The sequence below is a fragment of the Paenibacillus sp. FSL R10-2788 genome (genome assembly GCF_038003885.1).
Taxonomy (GTDB): domain Bacteria; phylum Bacillota; class Bacilli; order Paenibacillales; family Paenibacillaceae; genus Paenibacillus_AQ; species Paenibacillus_AQ odorifer.
On the sequence record NZ_JBBOQA010000001.1, the window covers coordinates 1,750,445 to 1,774,076 of the forward strand.

At 44.4% G+C, this 23,632-nt stretch carries 19 protein-coding genes; 15 read left to right on the forward strand and 4 right to left on the reverse strand.

What is annotated here, in order from left to right; genetic code table 11:
• The first annotated feature begins 513 nt into the window (after window positions 1-513).
• The 13 genes from alaS (at window position 514) to NSQ50_RS07710 (ending at window position 16,020) form a co-directional block, all read left to right on the forward strand.
• Window positions 514-3,147, forward strand: a complete 2,634-nt coding sequence (gene alaS / locus NSQ50_RS07650; protein WP_076104917.1) for an alanine--tRNA ligase — start codon at window positions 514-516, stop codon at window positions 3,145-3,147.
• Between the two features lie 315 nt (window positions 3,148-3,462).
• A complete protein-coding gene (locus NSQ50_RS07655; RefSeq protein WP_036675601.1) occupies window positions 3,463-3,738 on the forward strand; it encodes an IreB family regulatory phosphoprotein in 276 nt (91 codons plus the stop codon).
• Window positions 3,735-4,154 (forward strand): Holliday junction resolvase RuvX, encoded by a 420-nt coding sequence (gene ruvX / locus NSQ50_RS07660; protein ID WP_036675598.1) that lies wholly within the window; start codon window positions 3,735-3,737, stop codon window positions 4,152-4,154. Before NSQ50_RS07655 ends, ruvX begins: the two co-directional genes overlap by 4 nt.
• 13 nt (window positions 4,155-4,167) lie before the next feature.
• Window positions 4,168-4,476, forward strand: coding sequence for a DUF1292 domain-containing protein (locus NSQ50_RS07665; protein ID WP_038569507.1), 309 nt, complete (start codon window positions 4,168-4,170; stop codon window positions 4,474-4,476).
• The gene (locus tag NSQ50_RS07670) at window positions 4,469-4,777 is read left to right on the forward strand and encodes a DUF1292 domain-containing protein (protein WP_076104918.1); all 309 of its coding nucleotides are present in this window, start codon (window positions 4,469-4,471) and stop codon (window positions 4,775-4,777) included. The genes NSQ50_RS07665 and NSQ50_RS07670 overlap by 8 nt, the downstream gene beginning before the upstream one ends.
• Before the next feature lie 174 nt (window positions 4,778-4,951).
• Window positions 4,952-6,001, forward strand: a complete 1,050-nt coding sequence (mltG, locus tag NSQ50_RS07675) for an endolytic transglycosylase MltG (protein WP_256717073.1) — start codon at window positions 4,952-4,954, stop codon at window positions 5,999-6,001.
• A gap of 56 nt (window positions 6,002-6,057) precedes the next feature.
• The gene (locus tag NSQ50_RS07680) at window positions 6,058-6,990 is read left to right on the forward strand and encodes a peptidase U32 family protein (protein ID WP_076224458.1); all 933 of its coding nucleotides are present in this window, start codon (window positions 6,058-6,060) and stop codon (window positions 6,988-6,990) included.
• A 98-nt stretch (window positions 6,991-7,088) separates the two neighbouring features.
• Complete coding sequence (locus NSQ50_RS07685; RefSeq protein ID WP_076224456.1) at window positions 7,089-8,420, forward strand: peptidase U32 family protein; 1,332 nt, start codon at window positions 7,089-7,091, stop codon at window positions 8,418-8,420.
• Between the two features lie 319 nt (window positions 8,421-8,739).
• Window positions 8,740-10,926 (forward strand): methyl-accepting chemotaxis protein, encoded by a 2,187-nt coding sequence (locus NSQ50_RS07690; protein WP_235219364.1) that lies wholly within the window; start codon window positions 8,740-8,742, stop codon window positions 10,924-10,926.
• 169 nt (window positions 10,927-11,095) lie between these two features.
• Complete coding sequence (locus NSQ50_RS07695; protein WP_036675579.1) at window positions 11,096-12,976, forward strand: cache domain-containing sensor histidine kinase; 1,881 nt, start codon at window positions 11,096-11,098, stop codon at window positions 12,974-12,976.
• Window positions 12,977-12,998: 22 nt separating this feature from the next.
• Window positions 12,999-14,309 carry an ABC transporter substrate-binding protein gene (locus NSQ50_RS07700; protein WP_081386949.1) on the forward strand — a complete coding sequence of 437 codons (1,311 nt, stop codon included), beginning with the start codon at window positions 12,999-13,001 and terminating at the stop codon, window positions 14,307-14,309.
• Between the two features lie 45 nt (window positions 14,310-14,354).
• Complete coding sequence (locus NSQ50_RS07705) at window positions 14,355-15,419, forward strand: LacI family DNA-binding transcriptional regulator (RefSeq protein WP_076224454.1); 1,065 nt, start codon at window positions 14,355-14,357, stop codon at window positions 15,417-15,419.
• A gap of 40 nt (window positions 15,420-15,459) precedes the next feature.
• Window positions 15,460-16,020, forward strand: a complete 561-nt coding sequence (locus NSQ50_RS07710; RefSeq protein WP_036675574.1) for a GNAT family N-acetyltransferase — start codon at window positions 15,460-15,462, stop codon at window positions 16,018-16,020.
• A 62-nt stretch (window positions 16,021-16,082) separates the two neighbouring features.
• Here NSQ50_RS07710 and NSQ50_RS07715 read toward each other — a convergent pair whose 3' ends face one another.
• The 4 genes from NSQ50_RS07715 to NSQ50_RS07730 form a co-directional block, all read right to left on the reverse strand.
• On the reverse strand, window positions 16,083-16,985 hold the full coding sequence (locus NSQ50_RS07715) for a manganese catalase family protein (protein WP_036675571.1): 903 nt from the start codon (window positions 16,983-16,985) through the stop codon (window positions 16,083-16,085).
• A 482-nt stretch (window positions 16,986-17,467) separates the two neighbouring features.
• On the reverse strand, window positions 17,468-18,640 hold the full coding sequence (locus tag NSQ50_RS07720; protein WP_076224452.1) for a glycoside hydrolase family 130 protein: 1,173 nt from the start codon (window positions 18,638-18,640) through the stop codon (window positions 17,468-17,470).
• Window positions 18,640-19,854 (reverse strand): AGE family epimerase/isomerase, encoded by a 1,215-nt coding sequence (locus NSQ50_RS07725; protein WP_076224450.1) that lies wholly within the window; start codon window positions 19,852-19,854, stop codon window positions 18,640-18,642. Before NSQ50_RS07725 ends, NSQ50_RS07720 begins: the two co-directional genes overlap by 1 nt.
• Before the next feature lie 21 nt (window positions 19,855-19,875).
• The gene (locus NSQ50_RS07730) at window positions 19,876-20,826 is read right to left on the reverse strand and encodes a glycoside hydrolase family 113 (RefSeq protein WP_076224448.1); all 951 of its coding nucleotides are present in this window, start codon (window positions 20,824-20,826) and stop codon (window positions 19,876-19,878) included.
• Between the two features lie 296 nt (window positions 20,827-21,122).
• Between NSQ50_RS07730 and NSQ50_RS07735 the strand changes: the two genes are divergently transcribed.
• Window positions 21,123-21,902, forward strand: coding sequence for a response regulator transcription factor (locus NSQ50_RS07735; RefSeq protein WP_036675560.1), 780 nt, complete (start codon window positions 21,123-21,125; stop codon window positions 21,900-21,902).
• 319 nt (window positions 21,903-22,221) lie between these two features.
• Window positions 22,222-23,589, forward strand: coding sequence for an ABC transporter substrate-binding protein (locus tag NSQ50_RS07740; protein WP_036675558.1), 1,368 nt, complete (start codon window positions 22,222-22,224; stop codon window positions 23,587-23,589).
• The last annotated feature ends 43 nt before the right edge of the window (window positions 23,590-23,632 follow it).

Sequence of the window (23,632 nt, forward strand, 5' to 3'; positions counted from 1 at the left end):
GTCCTCCTGAATACAAAATATTCCAAATTAACCTTAGATTTCACTATATCCTTTTTGAGGCCAAGTTTACTGTTACAAAAATCATGTGTTATTCTTCACATTCGCCCATCCCCAGATTGACAGAAGCAAGGGCACTGGCTATACTTGAAATGTTAAAATGCAAATCGGACAAATCGTTGATGAAAATGAAGTACACCGGAGGATGGCTTGGTCAGAGAAAAGGTTCCTTTACGAAACGTTTCGTAATGGCTGTGAGAACCTTGAAGACAGGCCGGTGGAAAGCTAATTTCGGAGTGTGAGATCAATGCTCACCGGGGGCGCCCGTTATCAGCCGCGACAAGGCGATCGTCTGCAATTGTCCCATGAGTGGGGTCAAGGCGATAACCAGGGTGGTACCGCGATATTAATCGTCCCTGAATTATTCAGGGGCGTTTTTTTGTTTTTATTTTTTAGGTATTTTGTAATTTCCGGTGTAAATGCCGAAGTAAAAAGATGAGACGGGAGCTGTAAATTATGAAAGCAAGTGAAATTCGTTCCAAATGGCTTAAGTTTTTTGAAAGTAAAGGTCACAAGATTGAACCAAGCGCGTCCCTCGTTCCTCACAACGATCCTTCGCTTCTGTGGATCAATGCGGGTATGGCACCTTTGAAAGTGTACTTCGATGGCCGGGAGGTTCCAGAAAATCCGCGCCTGACCAACTCACAAAAATGTATTCGTACCAATGATATTGAGAATGTGGGTAAGACACGCCGTCACCATACGTTTTTCGAGATGCTGGGTAACTTCTCCATCGGTGATTATTTCAAAGAAGAAGCTATCACATGGGCTTGGGAGTTCCTAACCGGCAAAGAGTGGATCGGCTTTGACCCGGAACGTATTTCCGTAACGGTGTACGCAGAGGATGAAGAGGCATTTAAGCTGTGGAATGAAAAGGTTGGCCTGCCTGCTGAACGCATCATTAAGCTGGGCGACGATAATTTCTGGGATATTGGCGAAGGCCCATGCGGTCCTTGCTCGGAAATCTTTTATGACCGCGGAGAAGCTTACGGCAGTGATATGAGCGATCCGGAAATGTATCCAGGCGGAGAAAATGAACGTTGGCTGGAAGTATGGAACTTGGTGTTCTCACAATTTAACCATAACAAGGATGGCAGCTATACGCCACTTCCGAATAAAAACATTGATACAGGTGCTGGTTTGGAGCGTTTTGCATCCATTCTACAGGATGTAGATTCCAATTTCGACACTGATTTGTTCCAACCTATTATTCAAAAGACAGCACAGCTCGCGGGTGTAACTTATAAAGATAACGTTGAGCAGGATATCGCGCTTAAAGTAATCGCTGACCATGTGCGTACCGTTACTTTTGCAGTAGGGGATGGAGTACTTCCTTCTAATGAAGGACGCGGTTATATTATCCGCCGTTTGCTTCGCCGTGCTGTTCGGTACGGAAAGACCTTGGGTCTGGATCGTCCATTCCTGTATGAGCTGACTGAAACCGTTGGCGAAATTATGGGTGTCTACTATCCATCCGTTGTGGACAACCGCGAATATATCGCAAAGATTATTCGTACTGAAGAAGAACGTTTCCACGAAACATTGTCTGACGGATTGGCTATTTTGGGTGAGATCAGTGCTAAAGCAAAAGCAGAGGGTCTCAGCAATATTGCTGGAGCCGATGCATTTAAGTTATATGATACTTATGGATTCCCATTTGACTTGACCGAAGATTTCGCAGCGGAGCAAGGATTAACTGTAGACCGTGAAGGTTTTGATGCGGCTATGCAGGAGCAACGTGACCGTGCAAGAGCTGCACGTCATGATGGCGGCAGCATGAAGATTCAGGGAGGCGCACTAGCAGACCTGACGGTTAAAAGTGAATTTGTTGGATATAATGACTCGGTAACAGAGTCGAAAATCCTGGCTATTGTTGTGGGTGATGAATTGGTAGATGTCGCCGGCGAAGGCGCAGAATGCCAAGTTATTCTTGAAGCAACACCGTTCTATGCTGAGAGCGGCGGACAAGTAAGTGACACCGGTGTGCTTACTGGGAGTTCAGTTACGGCTAAGGTAAAAGGACTCTTTAAAGCGCCGCACGGCCAACACGTACATTTGGTAACTGTGGAAGCGGGAGAATTGAAAGTGGGCGAATCCGTTCGCGCGGAAGTGGATCGTGCAGAGCGTGAAGATATCGTGAAGAACCACACAGCTACCCATTTATTGCACAAAGCGCTTAAAGAAGTTCTTGGCGGGCATGTTAATCAAGCGGGATCTTTAGTGGAAGGTGCTCGTTTGCGGTTTGACTTCTCCCATTTTGGAGCGATTACTCCAGAAGAACTGAGCGATATCGAACATCGCGTAAATGCACAAATCTGGCGCGGTCTAGATGTAGTGATTGAGAACAAGCCGATTGATGAAGCTAAAGCAATGGGAGCAATGGCGCTCTTTGGTGAAAAATACGGTAATATCGTCCGTGTCGTTCAAGTGGGCGATTACAGTCTTGAGCTTTGCGGTGGTTGTCATGTATCCAACACGTCGCAAATCGGAATTTTCAAGCTGCTTAGCGAAAGTGGCATTGGATCCGGAGTGCGCCGCATCGAGGCAGTTACCGGACGTTACGCTTACCAGTTCACTGAAAGCCAGCTAGATTTGCTCAAACAATCAGCAGGCCTTCTCAAGTCTTCTCTGAATGATGTTCCGAAACGGATTGAAGCGCTGCATAACCAGGTGCGTGAGCTTTCACGTGAGAATGAATCTCTGCAATCCAAGCTGAGCGCTACTTTTGCTGCTGAACTTACAAGCAGTGTGAAGACAGTTGGCGCAGGTACGCAGCTTCTGGCTGTTGCTGTTCAAGCAGGCAATATGGATGCTTTGCGTTCTACAGCGGATGAATTGAAATCCAAGCTTCCGGATGCAGTGCTTGTATTAGGTGCAGCGATGGATGATAAGGTGAACTTTGTAGTATCTGTACCGCAAGACCTTGTGAAGAAAGGTTTCCACGCTGGTAAACTCGTTAAAGAAATCGCAGCGGTTTGCGGCGGCGGCGGTGGCGGGCGTCCAGATATGGCGCAAGCCGGCGGTAAAGATGCTTCTAAGCTAAACGAAGCATTGGCAAAGGCTGAAGAATTGGTAGCTTCCTTAGCCTAAGTTAAAATTACGAAACCATTTCTCTAACTAAACGTATTACGAGAAAACATAGCGGTACTGAGAGTTTGATATCAGTACCGCTACTCTTTATTAGCAGGATGTTAGATTATTCATGAAGAATTGTGCTTGACAATAGCTTAAAAGCCAAAAATATCATAATTTTTGTAGAGAAAATGCCAAAAAAAGCGTTAATAACGGGCAGGATTTCCTCGTTGGGGCATGAATATGTTATGATAAAGGAAGCAAGCGAGCTGCACAGTAGCAACTTTGCGAAGCCGTCCCAAAAGGCGATTTTGCAGAAGGAAGGTGTCACAAATGGACTCCATGGACAAAACGGTCAAATTCAATGTGAAGGGCGACGAAAAGGAAGCTTCTCCCCAGGAAATATTGCTAGCAGTATACGATGCACTGGTGGAGAAAGAGTATCATCCGATCAATCAGATCGTAGGGTATCTTCTTTCCGGAGATCCGGCTTACATTCCGCGCCATAACAATGCGAGAAGTTTGGTCCGGAGAAAAGAACGTGATGAGCTGATTGAAGAGCTGGTTAGATTCTATCTCGTCAATCACAGGGTGGACAATCCGAAATGAAGAAAAAGTTAGGTTTAGATTACGGCGACCGTAGAATCGGTGTAGCCACAAGCGATGTTTTTGGCTGGACGGCACAAGCTCTTGAAACGATTGAGCGCCGAGGTACGGGTAATGAGTTCGAACGCATTCGTGAACTTGTTGCAGAGCACGAAATTGGAGAGATTGTAGTTGGTCTGCCGAAGAATATGAACGGCTCAGTAGGACCCCGGGGCGAAATCTGTATTGAGTTCGCTGATAAGCTACGGGAAGAGTTAGAAATGCCCGTACACCTTTGGGATGAGCGTCTGACGACGGTATCCGCAGAGCGGGTGCTGATTGAAGGGGACGTCAGCCGGAAGAAACGCAAGGGGATTGTGGATAAAATGGCTGCAGCCCTGATTTTGCAAAATTTTTTGGATGCTAACAGTAAAAGGTGAGGGGTGCGAGGATATGACAAACGAACAGATTGGCCAAGAGGAAGAACCGGAAATTATCTATATTCCCGATGAGGAAGGTAATGAAGAGGAATTCGAGGTCATTATGAAGTTTGAGGTTGATGGCTCGGACGCTAAGTATATGATGGTGGTTCCGCTAGACTCCGAGGACGAGGAAACCGATGAGGTATACGCGTTCCGTTATGTGGAAGAAGGCGACGATCTTCAATTGTTCATGATCGATAATGATGAGGAGTGGGCGATTGTCGAAGAGACTTTCAACACACTGGTCGACGAGTTGGACGGAGGATCGGAGAATGACTGAGATATCCGCTGATCAAGCGGTGTGGACTTCACGGCTTAAAGAAGCATACGGAGAAACTGTAGAACTGGAAGATGAGCAAGGCAAATCTTCCATTTACGATATTATCGCCGAATTTGAAGTCGGTGATCGCGGATATGCGGTGCTGAAAGGCTCTGGCAAAGACGTGGAGTATGAAATCCTGCGTATCGTTGTCTCTTCTGACGGACTTCCGGAATTGGAGAGCATTATGGACGATGAAGAGTGGGAAGACATCTCTGAGCTATACGATGAGATGACTTTTCCAGCAGATGGCGCTGAATAAATCTTAAACATGTACGTTACATTTATGATGGGCACGGAAGAGGGCGGAGAATTCCGCGCTCTTTTTGCTTGAAATGCGAGCAATATCCTGTATAAACATCAATTTAAGGAAATATATATTGAATTTTAGGCAATACACTTTTATACTTTATAGTCGGAAAGTGAGGAACCAGACTTGAAATCCGCAATCCGTACTGTGTTAATCATTATTCTTTTGCTGGCAGCAGCAGGAGGTGGGGGAGCATGGTACATTTGGAACGGGATGCAGCCGGTAGAGCCTGCAGGTCCTGCTGTAACATTTACGATAGAGAAGGGCATGGGAAGTGCGGAGATTGCTGATCTGCTTGAGCAGAATGGCATTATCCGTAAGAGTCTTTTTTTTAAGGGATATTTGAAATGGACTAAAGAAGGTTCTAGCTTCAAAGCAGGTACTTATATCGCTAAGCCGGGTGACAGCTATGATGAACTCATTGCGAGATTAAATGCAGGTGATGTAGTTAAGGAAGAAACTGTGGTCTTTACCATCCCCGAAGGATATACTGCTGAGCAGATCGCTAAGAAGCTCGCTGAAGCTTGGAATCAGGATGCGGCTACTTTTCTTGAAATTATGGATACTGGTGCAGGTTTGAAGGGGATTGATATTCTGGGTATCCCGCAGGATAAGAATCTTCGCCACCGTCTTGAAGGATATTTATTTCCCGAAACCTATGAACTGGCCAAGGATAGCACGCCCCAGGAAGTTGTAGAAGCACTTTTGGATCAGTTCCAGAAGAAGCTGGATACGATTCCCGACTGGCAGCAAAAGCTAGAAACGCGTGGATTGTCTCTGCATGAACTGTTAACCGTAGCCTCGCTGGTAGAGCGGGAAGTTGTGGTGGATAGTGAACGTCCGCTTGTGGCTGGGGTTATTTATAACCGCCTAGAGAAAGAACAGAAGCTGGAGATTGACGCTACCGTTCAATATTTACTTAATAAGCAGAAGGAAAGACTTTTGTATAAAGATTTAGAAGTTGATAATCCATATAATACGTATAAGAATATTGGACTTCCTCCGGGACCTATTAGTAATCCGGGGCTGGAGTCCATTCAGGCGGCACTCGAACCAGAAGCTTCTGAATATTATTTCTATGTGACCAAAAAAGATGGTACACAGGGCCATTTGTTTGCTAAGACCTACAAGGAACATTTAGCCAATATCGAAAAAAGCAAGCAAGAATCGAAGTAAACTATTAAAATGAAGAGTGGTGCGGTTGAAATAACTGTACAAGTAGGAGGTACAACATGACTAACAAACCGGAATTGCTGGTGACGGCAGCGTCCTTAGAGGAAGCTGCTGCTCTGCTGGATGCCGGAGCAGATGCGCTGCTCATTGGGGATGACCGTTTCGGGATGCGGCTTGCTGGACATTTCTCTCTGGAGGATACAGCGACTGTCGTAGAAATGGCGCATTCGCGAGGCTGCAAAGTGTATGCAAGCTTGGGTGGGCTGATGTCTAACCGTCTGCTGGATGAGCTTCCTGACTATGTGAAGGCTTTAGGTGAGCTTGGCATTGATGGTGTTGAATTCGGGGATCCAGCTGTGTTAACCACAGTGAAGAAAGAAGCGCCAGTAATGAAGCTGCACTGGAATGCGGAAATGACTTCCACCAACTATGCGACCGCGAATTATTGGGGACGCAAGGGGGCTTCTCGTGTCGTGCTGGCCCGTGAGCTGAATATGGATGAAATGACGGAAATGGTTCCGCTTTTGGAGATTGAGGCACAGGTGCAGGTTCATGGAATGACTAATATATACCATTCCAAGCGGAAGCTTGTTGAAAGCTATATGTCACATCAAGGCCGTCCTAGTGATGGAGGAAGTCTCGGGAAGGAACGCGGACTATTTCTGATTGAGGAAGAACGAGATGACCAGAAATTCCCGATTTATGAAGACGAGAACGGCACTCATATTATGAGCTCGGATGATATTTGTATTTTGGAGGATCTGCATATTCTGATGGCTGCAGGTATACACAGCCTTAAGATTGAGGGACTCTTGAAATCGATAGCGTATAATGTGACGGTTGTGAAGACTTATCGTAAAGCTATAGATCTTTATGCGGCTGATCCGGAAGGTTATGCCTTCGATGAGGAATGGATGGATGTAATCAGAGCGGTGCAGGACCCTGAACGGGAGTTAAGCTTCGGATTTTTCTATAAAGAGCAAGTATATTAAGTTTGACAAAAATAAAGAGGTTATAGGTCCCCACGAAGATTAGGACAGCATTTATAGCATGTGACTTAGCTTTGTGGGCGATGGAGGGGAGAACAGGAATGGGAACCATGACAAAGCCGCAATATAAGGGCAAACGTTACCGTCTGGACAAACCGGAGCTCCTTGCTCCGGCTGGTAATTTGGAAAAATTGAAGTTCGCAGTACACTATGGTGCGAATGCTGTTTATATTGGAGGACAGCAATACGGCTTGCGTTCCGGCGCAGATAATTTCAGCTTCGAGGAAATGCGCGAAGGTGTTGAATTCGCCAAGAAATATGGCGCTAAGGTATTTGTTGCAACAAACATATATGCTCACAATGAAGATGTCGCGGGAATTGAAGAATACCTGCGTAACTTATATGAAGCTGGCATTGCTGCCATTATCGTAGCTGATCCAATCATTGTAGATACAGCACGCCGGTTAGTGCCTGGACTTGAAGTACATTTAAGTACACAGCAGTCTACGTTAAACTGGCAAGCGGTGTCCTTCTGGAAAGAAGAGGGGCTTCCACGTGTTGTTTTGGGCCGTGAGACAAGCCTGGAAGAGATTGCTGAGATTAAAAAACATGTCGACATTGAAATCGAAAGCTTCATCCATGGTGCCATGTGCTCCTCATATTCGGGTCGTTGTGTATTGTCCAACCATTTCACCGACCGTGATTCCAATCGCGGGGGCTGTTGCCAGTCTTGCCGTTGGAAATATGATTTGTTTGAGGATGCACGTCCGGAAGGGACTTGGGTGTCTGAGGAAGAGCAGGGTGAAGCGAAATCTCCAGCTCCTCTGCTTCCAGGTGTAACTCAGATTCCACTGCATCAGCAAGGAGATAATCCCTTCTCCATGGGTTCTAAGGATCTGTGTATGCTGGAAAGTATACCTGAACTGATTGAAGTGGGCATCGACAGCTTCAAGATCGAAGGGCGAATGAAGTCAATCCACTATGTGGCTACTGTCGTAAATGCATATCGTAAAGCCATTGATGCTTATATGGCAGATCCGGAAGGGTATGAATTGAAGCAGGAATGGCTGGATGAGCTTAACAAAGCGGCTAACCGTCCGCTAAACACAGGATTCTTCTATGATACTCCGGATCATGAAGATCATATCTATGAGCCTGAAGAAAAAGCAGCTCCGTATGATTTTGCCGGACTTGTAATTGAATACGATGCTGAAAGTGGTACGGCACTAGTTCAACAGCGCAATCACTTTAAGCCAGGTCAGGAAGTAGAATTCTTTGGACCAAACGATACGTTCTTCAAGCAAACGGTTGGTGAAATATGGGATGAGAAAGGCAATTCGCTTGATGCCGCCCGTCATCCACTGCAACCTATTCGCATGAAGGTAGATCAACCAGTTGCATACTTTGATATGATGCGTAAGAAGAAGTTTTAATAAAAAACAGGGAAGCTTTTGGTCATCCAAGAGCCTCCCTGTTTTTCTTTTTGACAAAGCGAACAATAAGTTATATATATTAGGGATTAACAAATATATCCAAGGGAGGAGGTCCAACAAGCTATTTATTATGATTAAACATACATAGGTTAAAAGTTGTAAAAAAAGTCTCGTAAAGCTAAGGAAAAAGACCTAATACGCCGATATATATATTGGTTAACGCTTTCATGCGTATTCTAATATTAGCGGGTAGGTGATCAAGATGGGGGATCCTGATCAAGATAGTATTAGTGAAAAGCATAATGAGAGAAGGTTTAGCATGAATAAAAAGAATAAGAAATCGGCGATTACAGGAAACAAGGAAACAAGCAAGATTGAAGGGGCAGGCAAGACACCTAAGTTTAATTTGAAGAATGGAATAGATTTACGGGGACAGATCAAAAGAGTTAATCCTATGGAATCTGTTGGCGTGAAGATATTCCTGATATTTTTGTGTGCAATTGTAATTGTGGTAATGGCACTTGGACTGCTATCTTATTCAAAAGCCAAGAAGACAATTAAGAACAACGTATCGGAAGCCTACCGTCAGACTATTATTCAGACCTCAGAGAAGTTAGATATTACTTTGAAGCAGTACGAGAACTTGGCTTTACAGCTTTATTTTGATGCGCAGATGCAAGAAGATTTGAAGTCTTTAGTGACTGCACAATCTTCCTATGAGAAATTTGAAGCTACAAGCGCAGTAAGTAAAAAGTTGTCCAGTCAGATTACAACGGATTCTAATATTCTTAGTGTTTCTTTGATCCCGGAGTCACCTGATCAAGACATTGTTACAAGTGGCAGTGGCGGCATTAAGTTAGATAACATTAGAGAACAAGAATGGTATAAGAAGATTGTCGACAACACTGCATCTTATGAATCCTACTATTCTAAAGGTGATGGTGATGCGGCCAAGAACATATGGTTCTCTACAGCTGTTCAAGGTGATGGAGACAAAAATATTGCTATGGCAAGATCTCTCAAAACCCTGGGCTCAGGTACAGGATACATAGTCATCCTTGTGTTGAAGAATACATTGCTGGAGGAATCATTCGCAAGTGTCCAGCTGGGAGATGGCTCTCGAATTCAACTTGTCACTCCTGATGGAACCGTAGTAGCTTCTTCGGATTCAAAAGACGATGGTAAACCTTCAGAGTTTGCTTTTATTCAGGCAAGTAAAAAAGATAACAAGAGTTTGGATGAAAAAGATACAAACGGGGAAGAAATCCTTGCTGTCTTTAATCCAATGATCCGGGCGGATTGGAAGTTGGCAGGGGTAGTCCCAACAGATGAGCTAGTGAAAGAAGCACGTCCGATTCTGTTGACTACTTTTATTGCGGCTGCTGGCGCGGCTCTTCTAGCCATAGTAATCGGGATTTGGATGGTGCGTATGATTGCTCGTCCTCTAGCTCGCTTGAAGGATCTTATGGTACAAGGTGCAGGTGGTGATCTTAGTGTACGTACAGAATATGTATCTAAGGATGAAATTGGCCAGCTGTCAGCTTCCTTTAACGTGATGATGGAGCGTATTACTGAGCTTGTATCGCAAACGACAGAAACCGCTCGGGATGTGCTGGAGACCGCTGGTGAGCTTGGTGAAGCCTCACGTAAGACAGCTATTTCTGCGAAGGAAATCGCAGCCGCTACGGAAGAAATTGCCGGTGGGGCAGGCAGCCTGGCGCTCGAAGCTGAACGTGGTAATGAGCTTACAGATGTGATAGCTACGCAAATGCAGACTGTGATTTATGCCAACACTGAGATGGATGAAGCAGCACGTGGGGTTGGTGAAGCTAGTGCTCAAGGTGCTAAGCAATTAACGGACCTGCTGGATCAGACCAGCCGCACTGGAGAAAAAACAAGTGCGCTTGTCGAACGTGTCAACCACCTGAAGGAGACCGTATTCTCCGTAATTAAGGTGTTGGATGTGATGAAGAGTATCACGCAGCAGACGAATATTTTATCATTAAATGCGACAATAGAAGCCGCTCGTGCAGGAGAAGCTGGTAAGGGCTTTATGGTAGTTGCGGGTGAAGTGCGGCAGCTTGCTGACCAATCGAAGCAATCTATTGCCCTTGTTGCTGGAATTACGGATAAGATCATGGCGGAAATGAACGAAACGGAAGCTGTATTATCCGAAGTAGCACCACTGTTTAAAGAACAAGTAAGCTCTGTGAAGAGTACAAGTGATATCTTCTTGTCCGTAAAAGGACAGATGGATGAATTCATAACAAGCTTAGAATCGGTAACAACAGCGATTAGCAGTCTGAATCATTCACAAGGTGTGTTGTCAGAGGCTATGGGGAATGTTAGCGCCGTAGCAGAACAGTCTTCAGCAACTTCCGAAGAAGTAGCTTCACTCAGTAATGAACAGCAAAATGTAAGTGATCAACTCGTTTCATTATCTGGCAAGCTGGAAAGTGCTTCAGGTCAATTGAAGGACAAGCTGTCATTATTCACTATAAAATGAGTGGATTCATCACTAATCTCTAAATTGTTTACCTAACAAAACCGCTTCTTCAACATGAAGAGGCGGTTTGTTGTTGTGTAATGAAGAACTACACCGTATAATAACTTTGTTAGGTATTTGTTATAATTTAATAACAAGTTAGGTAAAAAGTATTAAGGAGAAGGACCAAATGAAAGGTAGACGCATCTCTGGCTGGTGGTCCGTTATCGGGGACATGAGCATGGAACGCAAGCTGCTCCTCGTCTTTTTAATTATCATTACCCTCCCGTTATCCTTCATCAGTGTATTTACCTTCAAGAGCTACTCAGAATCTATTCAGGGGAACACTATTGCTTATTCTGAGAAGTTAATCGATCAAATGATGGATGGAGTAGACGATTATATCGAAGATATGAAGCGTATTTCATCTATGCCCGCCTATGTGAATGATATCAAACTTAATTTAATACGTTCAAACCGCTACCATGAGCAGAAAAAGATTATGGGAGGCGCAACTGGGAGTGCTACTTTATCACCCGGTGATTTTGATCTACTGTTGTCCATTCAACGGGGGATAGAGGGCAACATTTCGTTTATTAACAATATTAAGCGAGGCGCGAACTCGGTTTATATTTTTGACGCTTACGGAAATGGTTATTATTCTGCGAAGGATGGTGGCGTACGGCTCGATCTCGAGCAAAGCTATAAATACTGGAGCCAGCAGACTAAGGATTCCAGCGGAGAAGCATTATTGTTCGGTACTCAGGCGTATACAAGTAATCTGCAGAGCACCCGATATGCTTTTACCGTTGTTCGCAAAATCGTGGATGGCTTGTTAAATCCAATCGGGCTGATTGCGGTTGAAGCGAATATTAGCAATTTGGAGAATCAAGTTACGGAGCTGGATAAAGTCACCCATGGGAAGTCGTTGATTGTGGATGAGAAAGGAATGGTCATCTACGACAGCGACAAGAAGCTGCTGGCCACAGATATTTCTGATTCAGACTTGTTCAAAAGAGTTGGGGGAATTTCTGGAAGCTTCTATGATACAGTCAACGGAAAAGAGCGCTTAAATATATACTCTGGTTCTGCCAAAACCAATTGGAAGGTAATTATCTCTATACCTGTTGATGTACTGATGCGTGATGTGAAGGTGACCCGTAATACAACACTTGCTGCTACATTAAGTATCATTGTACTGGCGTTAATTATTTCGATTATTCTTTCCGTTGCCCTTACTAAGTCTCTGACTCAGATGATTCAATTGATGAAAAAAGTTCAGGGCGGCGATCTGGATGTGATGTTCAGAGTTAAGCGGCGTGATGAAATTGGTCTGCTGGGGCATCAATTCAACCGTATGTTAGCCCGAATCAGGCAGTTAATTCAGGATATCTACCGCATAGAAGAACAGAAAAAGGAAGCGGAGCTTCATGCGCTGCAGAGTCAAATCAATCCTCATTTTATCTATAACACACTGGAGTCCATCCGAATGACCGCCGAGCTGAATGATGATGTCGAAGCTGCGGATATGATCTCTATTCTGGGCAAACTGCTACGGTATAGTACAAGTGATCTGAGCGGTAATACGACATTGAAGCAAGAGCTTGGATATGTGCGTAATTATGTCGAGCTGCTTAACTATCGTTATCCTAACCGGTTTTTGCTGGATATTGATGTGCCGAAGGCGTTAGATAATTACTCTATTATCAAGCTGGTCTTCCAGCCCATCATTGAGAATGCTGCTTATCATGGCTTAGATGATAATAAGCCGCAAATGCATTTAAGCATCCACTGTGAGATTACAGAGCAAATGCTGTTGTTTCATATCAAAGACGACGGGATCGGAATGGATGAGAAGACTTTGGAGAAATTGAATGATGGGCTGCAGAACGAAAGTCCTCCTAAGAAAAGCATTAACGGGGGCATAGGCATGAAAAATGTACAGCAGCGAGTGCGTCTTCATTATGGAGCGGCATTTGGGATCCAGGTATATAGTGAGCTTGGACGAGGGACCGATGTTATTTTGTCGCTGCCATTACTGGAGCCGGAAATGATTGGCTTACCTGAGTAACGAAATAAGAGGGGGCTGTCCGTTGAAGGGGTTGAAATTAGAATGGACTTTGCGAACCATACTGTTACTTCTCTTGGTGTTATTGAGTAGTAGCTGTGCCAATAACAATAAGCAGGCGGAATCCACTCCGCCTCCAGTTGGAGACGAGGTGATGTCTGACTTGTCCGGCACCATAGTCATGATGACCAATCGAATAGATCTGATTGAGAACGGAACTTTTCAAGGATACGCGGACCAGTTTAAACAGAGATACCCCGAAGCCAATGTGGAATTTGAAGGTTTGTCCAATTATGCAACGGATATTCTGGTACGGCTGTCCACGAAAGATGCCGGTGATGTACTGCTGCTTCCGGTGAATCTTCCGGCAAAGGAGCTGGATTATTTTTTCGAACCGCTGGATGAAGAAATCGCTGCTAGTGAGCGTTTCACCTCTTTTGCTACGTATAACGGGAAACGTTATGGGCTGTCCACTGGGACTACTACGGTTGGGATTGTCTATAATAAAAGGGCATTCGAAAAAGCAGGGATAACTACTGTTCCGAAGACACTGGATGAATTCTACGAAGCTTGTGCGAAATTAAAACAAGCGGGTATTATCCCCCTATATATGAATTATGGAGCCGTCTGGCCTTTACGTGAATGGGGGAACAGTCTGGTTAACTATATGACAGGCAATCCAGAGTATCTAAATAATATGGTAAATGAGGATAGCCCATGGCAGCTTGATAATGAGTGGGGGAAATCAATTTCCATTGCTCGAACCTTAATTGGTAAAGGCTACGTAGAAGATGAACTATTCTCGAACAATTGGGAGATATCAAAGACTAGGCTAGCTAAAGGTCAAGCAGGAATGTATTTACTGGGGAATTGGACGATTGGACAAGTCCTTGATGTGGGGGCTGACCCGGATGATATAGGATTCTTCCCGTTTCCTTATGATAATGGCAGCACTCATTATGCACCGATCAATCCAGATTGGTTCATGGGGGTTAGTAAATACACCAAGAACAAAGAGCTTGCTATGGCGTGGTTGAATTTTTTTGTAAAGGAGACTTCCTATCGGGATGACTGGGGATTCCTTCCGGCTGATGGAAGCTTGAATTCCTCTATGTCGCAGTACCGTGAGTTTTTATCTTATAAGCCTAAGCTACTTGATGCTACCGTACAAAGTGATGCGTTCATCGATCTGGCGAATAGAGCCAAGCTGTCCTTTTGGTCCGGGGATTACATTCAGGAGTTACTGGCTGCGCCTGATTTACAAAAGGCTTTTGACGAATTGAATGCAAAATGGAAGGAAGCGCGGGCAGGAACATCAGAAACTTCTCAGCCTTAAAGTTAGTACTACATAAATTTGATGACATTCTCTGGAGGGTTATATATGGCTAAAAAGGTCACTATGCAAAAAATCGCTGATCATCTCGGCGTATCCAAATTCGTTGTTTCCAAGTCACTTTCGGGTAAAGGCGGCGTTAATGAGACGACAAGAGAACGAGTGATTCAAGCGGCATCGCAGCTGGGTTATTTTACGCAAAAGAATGCTTTTGTCCAAGGCATAAAACGCACCCCTCCGGTAGGTGGCGGTGATCGGAATAAGCAATCCGTGCTGGTGTTAATGCCGAATATTCGTTCTCAGACGCAGGATTCCCTGTATTGGGGGAAAATTGTGGATGGTATTGCTATTGCGCTGGATCAGGAAGGGCTTGGGATGGTCATTATCTCTGAGAATCGTGCGGATAATTTCGTCAATATTTTGAATCCAAATGGAATCCTTGGCTTAGTAGGTGTGGGACAAATCTCTACTTCCTTACTGCTTGAGGTGCATCGTATTGGTCTGCCGATGGTGTTGATTGACCATGAAGATCCGCTAATTCCAAGTGATACCGTGTTTGCGAATAATGTGGATTCCATGGCTCGACTTACGAATCATTTGATGGGAACAGGCCATACCCAAATGCATTTTATCGGCAATATTGGATTCTCACGCAGTTTCCGCGACAGGTGGATTGGCTTCCGGAGTGCGCTGGAGGAGAGCGGAATAAGACTGCCTTTGGAAGATGATGCGAATCTTTTTCTGGAAGGGGTGGAGGAAGACTTATTTCAGGAGGATTTTAAAAGCTGGGTGAATAAGCGTAAAAAAGCCAAAACACTCCCGACAGCCTTGGTCTGCGCTAACGACTCCACAGCCCTTTCGGTCAGTGACATTCTTAAGGAAGAAGGGTTTAATATTCCGGAGGATATCTCAGTTACAGGCTTTGATAATATTGAGGATGCCTTAAGAGGAGTTCCACCGCTTACAACTGTTCATGTTCCTAAAGAAGCGATGGGCCGAGCCGCAGTGGAGAAACTTCTGAGCCGTATTCATAATCCTTCTGCGCCGCTTGAGAAAATTCTTATCGCAGCGGACATTGTTCATCGTGATTCTGTGGATAAGCCGCGAGACTAGAACTATGTTGTGATTTGCTTGAGTAAGGGGGAGTTTAGCTATGACAGAACCAGTTGTCATGCCAAGGATTGAAGGCGAACAGATTCAACTACGAGGTGTACAAGTATCCGATCTGGAGGCTTATTATAATTTTTTGCTTGATGTTGAGATGGGGCAATTAACAGGATCACAAGGAGATTTCTCCCGTGAGCAAACAGCAGCTTGGATTCGTAAGATTAGTGTTCCAGCCGAGGATCGTGTAGATCTTATGATTATAGTAAAGGACACGGGTGAGCTCATTGGAGAAGTGGTACTAAATGAAATAGATCCGGACAATCGTAGTGCAAATATCCGAATCGGCATTTGTGGACATGAACATCGGGGTAAGGGTTACGGTACTGAAGCTATGACTCAAATGCTACGATATGGCTTTGAAACTTTGAAGCTGCACCGCATCCATCTCGGCGTATATACTTTTAACCCCAGAGCCGTTCATGTCTATGAGAAGCTTGGTTTTCAACGCGATGGTGTGGAGCGGGATGCTCTTTATGTAGACGGAGAGTTTCATAACATGATTCTGATGTCCATGCTTGAGGAGGAGTTCCGCAGTTTGTACAATTAAAAAAAGTGAATCTACGGTAAGGAAGATTGTAAGTAACTTCCTCACCAGATTCACTATGAATATTAGTCTGTAATATTTCCAGCCATTTTGAGGCGTTTGGCAATTTCTTTAAAGTCTTCGGGGGAGATTCCTGGAGCGAATTCCTCTTCGACTGCCGGAGCAACGGGGATCGGAAAACCTTTAGGGGCTCCCTGAATGACTTCAAGCGGAAGATTATCCTCCGGGTGGGTTCCCTTCCAAATCTGATCGATGGCGCCGAAGTCACTTTCACTCCAGGTGTATAGCTTGGTGTGCACGCCTTTTTCTTCATATTTTTTTGCTTCACTGAATGATTTATTATTTAACGAAGGAATCGGCACGAGCTTAGTTACATTAACACCTGTTGCCACTTCGATTGCTTTGGCATAAGCGACCACGTGGACACCACCACGGACTAAAAGGAATCCGACTACAGCGCGTGCAGCTGGATGGTCTGTCATTTCGTAGACCTTCATTTTATGTGTTCTGGCTCCGCATTCGAGGAAGAAGTTATGTAGCAGATCTTCCACTAGGTTGCCGCTATTAAATACGTTTGCTCCGGTCCACGGGTTCCCCGTTGAATCAAAAGGCATAGCCCCTTGTGCACCAGCCAGAAAGTGATAGGATAGACGCGCATCTTTTGCGGACCCTAGAGGGGTGGAATCGGGCTCTTTATAACTTGTTGACCCTCGAAGACATTTGTTGATGGCATGAGAAACCAGCTCGACGTGGCCAAGCTCTTCCGCTGTTATGCTCATCACCAAATCATAAAAGGGCTTCAGTTTGTCTTTTGAACGGAAATTAAAGGATTGAAAGAGGTAATTGTTAAGGGTCGACATTTCTCCGAACTTTCCGCCAAGCAATTCCTGAACAGCGGCAGCAGCATTGGGATCGGGCTTCTCAACTTCAGGAATCTCGATCATGATTTCATCCATACGTTTGAACATTAATATCTCAGCCTCCTTGAGGTTAGGGGTTACTGAGCTATTTTGAGCTTAATCTATAGGAATTACTCATGAATGGGTTGAAAAGTATGGATGTGCGTCATGTAAATGGCTTTTTGTGTCGAAAAGGCAAACTGCAAATACTATCAAATACGCAATCAAATACGCATAGTAACCTGCTAACGGACACAGCTGACCCTATATGCAGTATTATCCGATATTTGCAATACTAACGGACTCCAGAGCAGTTATCGTCCTAGAAAACGCCCCAAATGGACCTCTTTTCAGGGAATAGCGTCGTTGGAGTCCGAAAACATACTTTAAAGGCTAAATATATGTGAATAGCGTCATCTGAGTCCTTAAGATACTTTAGATGATTGATATTCGCTTGAAGCAAACAGTGAATGATTAAAACGCAGAGCAGCGATCCTCCAATAATAGGAGAATCGCTGCTCTGTTGATTTCTAGGGTTTATGAAACCTTATTTACAATGCTAAATTACGGTCAATAAGAGCAATACGTTGCTGTACACAAGCGTAAGAGCGAAGTGGATCCTCTGGAGTGTTCAGCACATAATCTAACATTTGGTCAACGGTAGTTGTAGCCACGTGGATACGAGTGTCGGAGGAAGCGTAGTAAATATAGATTTCACCGTTATCACGTGCAATCACGCCATTACAGAACACGACATTGGAGACATCGCCGACACGTTCTTCACCATCTGGTGCGATGAAATGACCGCCAGGTGAATGAGTGACTTTGTTTGGCTCATCCAGATCAGACAAGAAAGCATATAGTACGTATCGGAGTCCAGCAGCTGTGTTGCGTACACCATGAGCAATATGCAGCCAGCCTTTTGCAGTTTTGATTGGAGCCGGACCTTGGCCGTTTTTAACTTCCTTGATGGTATGGTAGTGGCGTTCATCCATGATGGTCTCACTAGTAATTACGGCATCTTCAATTGTATCCGAGAGTCCCCAGCCGATACCGCCACCGGAACCTGCATCGATAAAGCCATCTTGTGGGCGAGTGTAGAAGGCGTATTTTCCATCTACAAATTCAGGGTGGAGCACGACATTACGCTGCTGAGCAGAGCCTGTTTTGAGATCCGCCAGACGTTCCCAGGTTTTCAGATCTTTGGTGCGAACAATACCACACTGTGCTACTGCGCTAGAAAGGTCACCATGTGGAGCTTCTGGATCTTTGCGTTCTGTACAGAAGAGGCCGTAGATCCAGCCATCTTCATGGCTTACGAGGCGCATGTCGTAGACGTTGATATCAGGAACTTCTGTCTCAGGCAGCACAACTGGATGATCCCAGAAGCGGAAGCCGTCTACGCCATTGTCGCTTTCTGCTACAGCGAAAAAAGATTTGCGGTCATTGCCTTCAACGCGAGCAACAAGATAGAATTTGCCGTTCAGTGCTATAGCACCCGGGTTGAAGACGCCGTTGACGCCAATTCTTTCGGCAAAATAAGGGTTGGTGTCTGGGTTAAAATCATAACGCCAGATTAAGGGCGCATGCTCAGCAGTTAGCAGTGGATGAGCATAACGGTCATAAATGCCGTTTCCATAAGGAAGCTTTTCGTTCTTGCGGGCGATCAGGGCTTCATAACGTTCTGTTAATTGTTGTTTGCGTTCTTGGAATAATGATGACATTAGACAGTCTCCTTTATAGTTGATTTCAGTCGTGCGATCATTTCGAAGCAGGCTCTGCTGTTATGATAAGGACATTTCCAGGCGCTAACCTTTGATCCGTGAGGCAGGGGCTGAAGGTTCTCGTCCACGCCCCAGTACCATTCACCGAGCTTGTGATCCACCATGTATTTATCGATAAAAGTCCAGGAGGCTTGGGCAGCCTTATTAAATTTGCTGTCACCAGTCAGCTGATAAGCATTATAGAATCCAACAACCGCCTCAGCTTGCGGCCACCAATCTTTATCTTTGCTCAGCAGCCCGCTTGGGTCAGCTTCATTCCATATCCCACCATCGCTATCTATACCTTCCGCAAGAACGGCTTCTGCCATGGAGACAGCGACTGTTCGCACACGCTGCAGCAGCTGCTCTTCTCCAAGGGTTTCAGCAGCTTCCACCAGCAGCCAGCTTCCTTCGATGTCATGTCCGTAGGAGATAATATCTGATTTCACATTCCATGCCTCATCTAAGAAAAGATGAAAATGCTGGCCTTTCTGATCAATGATATGATCCAGCATCGTTTCGATAAGCTCGGTTAGCGTGCTCTTTAGCTCCTCCGACTTCCATACTCGATAGAGACCGGTATACGCTTCCAGAACATGCAGATGGGTATTCATAGATTTTTTTTCATTCATATCCTTGCTGCTGAGACTGAGGTTATCAGTGATTTGCCATTCCCGTGATAAAGCTTCGACATAACCTTTATAAATAGAATCATAGCCGTATTTCTCAACGAGCTGGAATAATTGAATCGCATCCTCTAAGACTTCTGGACGTCCGGTCGCATGGTAGAATTCAGCCAGTCCGTAGATAGCAAAGGATTGGCCATAGATCTGCTTTTTCTCTTGAGAAGGTCTGCCCTCAGCATCCACCATCCAGTATAATCCGCCATACTCTTTATCAATGAAGTGTTCCATCAGATAGGTATAAGCACGTTCTGCCATCGCCAGATATTCCGGTTTACCGTAGATCCGGTAAGCGCTCGCAAAGGACCAAAGGATCCGGGCATTAAGCACAAGGCTTTTCTCTGCGTTAGGAGTAATGTTCAGCTGATTGTCGATCTCACCTACAAAACCGCCGTTTACTTCGTCCTTCGTCTGTTTCATCCAAAAACTAAGAATATTATCCTGCAGCTCATCCTCAAGTTGGGTCAACCATAATTCTGGTGAATTAATCATTGTAATCAGTCACTCCTCACATTATTTGGTGATTTTTGAGGTGAAATATTCGTTGATGATCCCAGCGGCTTGCTTACCGTACATACAGTAATCATCATTCTGTGCTGCTTCTTCAATTGGATAAAGATGAGTAGGCCAATCCCAGAGCATAAAGCCCTGAACCCAATCTCTGTGCTCACAGCCTTGAAACATTGCCTGATAGAATTTACTTTGTTCTTCTTGACTTGGTTCGCCCTTTAAGGTCCAATCATTGGGAATCGCAGCGCTCCCGCTCCGGCTTGGGCAACCCGCTTCCATGAAAAAGAACGGCTTATTCTTTGAGCTCACCACTTGCTCAATCCGGTCGAGCTGAGCCTCCCAATCACTAGCTGGATAATACCCACTTGAAGAAATCACATCGAGCGCATCCCACCAGGTTACGTTATCCTCCTGATACTTATCGCAATTATAAGTAAGAATACCTGAGTAGACCTTCCGCACCTCGGCAATAAGCGAACGCCATTCGGCTTCGCGTCTATCCGTCTGTACAAGCTCACAGCCAATACAGAACATTTCACAGCCTGTTTCCTCAGCGATAGCGGCATAGTGCAGAATAAATTTAGTATAAGAGCTGAACCACTCAGACCATTTAGGCTCGCAAGGGACATCCTTATCAAAAAAGTTAATATGGGCACGCCAAGTTCCGTCAGCACAATTAACAATCGGCTTCAGGCATACTTTTAGCTGGAGTGACTTCGCTTTGCTGATAGCCCATTTCACTTCTTCGTCGCTAACGGTTGGAGCCTCCCAGTAGGGAATTTCCGTAGAATGAGCGGTAGCTTGAAGCGCACTGAGCGCAATGGCCGTCCAGTTCGCTCCGGTGACAGAGGACATTAATTCCAGCGAACACTCAGCTTCTTTTGTTGTCCATGAACCACGTCTACCTGAGAAACCCCAGGTTACGCCTGCAATGTATTCGTTGTTTAACATCATCGAGGATCCTCACTTTACAAATGGAAATAGATAAATTAGCAAACTTAATTTTGTTAGATAGTTATTATTGTTTTGTTAGTTTATAATAACAACTTAATTTAGTTATATACTTTTTCGTAGATGATTTCAAGGACAATTTGTAGTTGGAGCTGGGAAATTTGAATAACTTTAGTTATAGTAAATATAAGACTATAAAAGGGCGCAATCGTACATTGACGTAATGCATGGGGAGATACTATTCGTGATGATAGCGCAATCATAATAACTGGCGGATACAACTGGAGGGAATTACTTAAATGATAAATGTTATGATTGCGGACGACGAGGAAGTCATTCGCAGGGGGCTCGAAAAAATCACATCCAGAATGGAAATAGACGTACATGTAATTGGATCTTACGGAAACGGGTTGGAAGCCTGGGAACATTTAGAAAAGTTATCCCGAGAGGATATAGATCTGCTTATTACAGATATCAAAATGCCTAGAATGGATGGTTTTAAGCTGATTGAACAGGTTAGAGACCATATGGAGGATATACCTATTGCTGTCCTTAGCGGTTTTAGTGAATTTGAATATGCCCGTCGAGCGATCCGCCATGGGGTGATGGATTATTTGCTTAAACCGATTGATAAGACTCAGCTATATGAGCTGCTTAAGAGAGTAGAGGATGTAAAGAAAAAGAACGTGACGGAGCATGAGGAGATTTTCTCACAAGCTGCGGATGGTGGGGAACATTATGTAGTTGAGCAGACAAAAAGCATTCTGGAGAGAGAGTATGATCAGAACTTCGAGCTAGAACGCCTAGCGGAAATGGTGGGCATGAATGCGAGTTATCTCAGCCGTTTGTTCAAATTAAAGACGGGGCAGACGATCACAGACTATCTGATTCGGATTAGAATTTCTAAAGCTAAGGAACTGCTAATGGAGCATCCTGACCTGAAGAATTATGAAATTGCCGAGAAGGTGGGTTATAGCGATCCGGTATATTTTAATAAATTGTTCAAGAAAATGTGTGGTATGACACCTAAGGATTATAAAAGCGGCTGTAAATTCCCGAAAATTGAACGAGAGTTTTAGGCATATATAGGAAGCTATTTATTAGGAGGGCGAAAAGCTCTCTTTTTTTGTAGATATTTTTATAAATTAGATAACAAAATTATTATAAGTAAAACAAAAATAACAAATATAAGACCAGAAAAAGCAATTGAAACCATCGTTTTGCGTCGAAAATAGATTTATAATGGGTTTGTAAGCGATATCATCACTTGTTTTTAAGAGTAATTCAGATAATCCGGTATTAATGACTACTCTTTCAAGTTATAAGTGATGATAAAAGTTATTATATTTGTTATTTACCTAAAACTAGAGTTGAATTGAAGAGAGGGGTCGTAACAGCATGAAAAAAGGCAAAACAATGATGGGCTTGATGGCACTAACACTTGTGGCGGGATTGTTTAGCGGTTGTTCCTCAAACAACAACACTAACAATGAAGCTGCTAAAAACACAGGAAACAATGGTTCTTCAGCAGAGGCAACTGCTCCAGCCGATGGTACAGCAGCCAAGGATATCAAAGGGGATATCACAGTCATAACGCAAAGAACAGATATTGTTGATACCGTATTCAAAGAGTATGCGGCTAAATTCAATGAGAAATATCCTGATGTAAAGGTGAACTTTGAAGCGCTCGCTACTTACGAAGACCAAATTAAAATTCGTATGAGCACTAGTGATTATGGCGACGTTCTTTTGTTACCTACTAGCATAGCTGTAAAAGATATTCCTGATTTCTTCGAACCCCTTGGCAAGCTTGAAGAAATGAGCAAACAATACACAGGGCTGGAAGAACGTGCAGTAGACGGAGTTGCCTATGGTATTCCGATGACCATCAACTTTAACGGCATTATCTATAACAAACAAGTCTTCAAAGATGCCGGAATTACAGAGGTTCCCAAAACCCCTGAACAATTCTTGAATGCTCTGCAGACTATTAAAGACAAAACACAAGCTGTTCCTCTTTACACAAATTACGCAGCAGGCTGGACATTGACACAATGGGAAGCGGATCTGGCTACAGTAGCTGGTGACCGTGATTATGTGAACATTGCTCAAGTGGCTAGCGACGACAACTATGTAGCGGGTCAACCACACTATGAATTGTACAAAATTCTGTACGATGCAGCACAAAAAGGTTTGATTGAAGAAGATCCAACTACAACAGACTGGGAATCTTCCAAAGCTGATCTAGCCAACGGAAAAATTGGGACTATGGTGCTTGGATCTTGGGCGATTGGCCAAATCAAAGGCCTGGCTACAAATCCAGACGATGTTGGATTTATGCCTTTCCCAACCAATGCGGATAAAATCCTTGTGCCGCTTGCTGGTGACTACAATCTGGGTGTCAGCATTCACAGTAAGAACAAAGAAGCTGCTAGAGCTTGGGTGGATTGGTTCATCAACGAATCTAATTACCCTACAACTGAAGGCGGCGGTATGAGCCCGGCTATCGGTGCAGAGCTTCCAGAAATCCTGAAACAATATGAAGGTACAGATGTAACCTTTGATACTCTTGCTCCTGCTAAAGCTGGTGAAGAAGGCTGGTCTGATGAAATCGACAAACAAGCTGAGATCGGTGCTTGGCAGCCAGACTTCAAGAAACGGATTATTGAAGCAGCGATTGGCAACAGAAAAGAATCCTATGATGACATCATGAAAGACCTGAACGACAAGTGGAAAGCCGCTCGCGCTAAAGTCACAGCACAGTAACAACTATAAGCTTCTTAGATGCTATAGGCGGTAGTGAATGTGG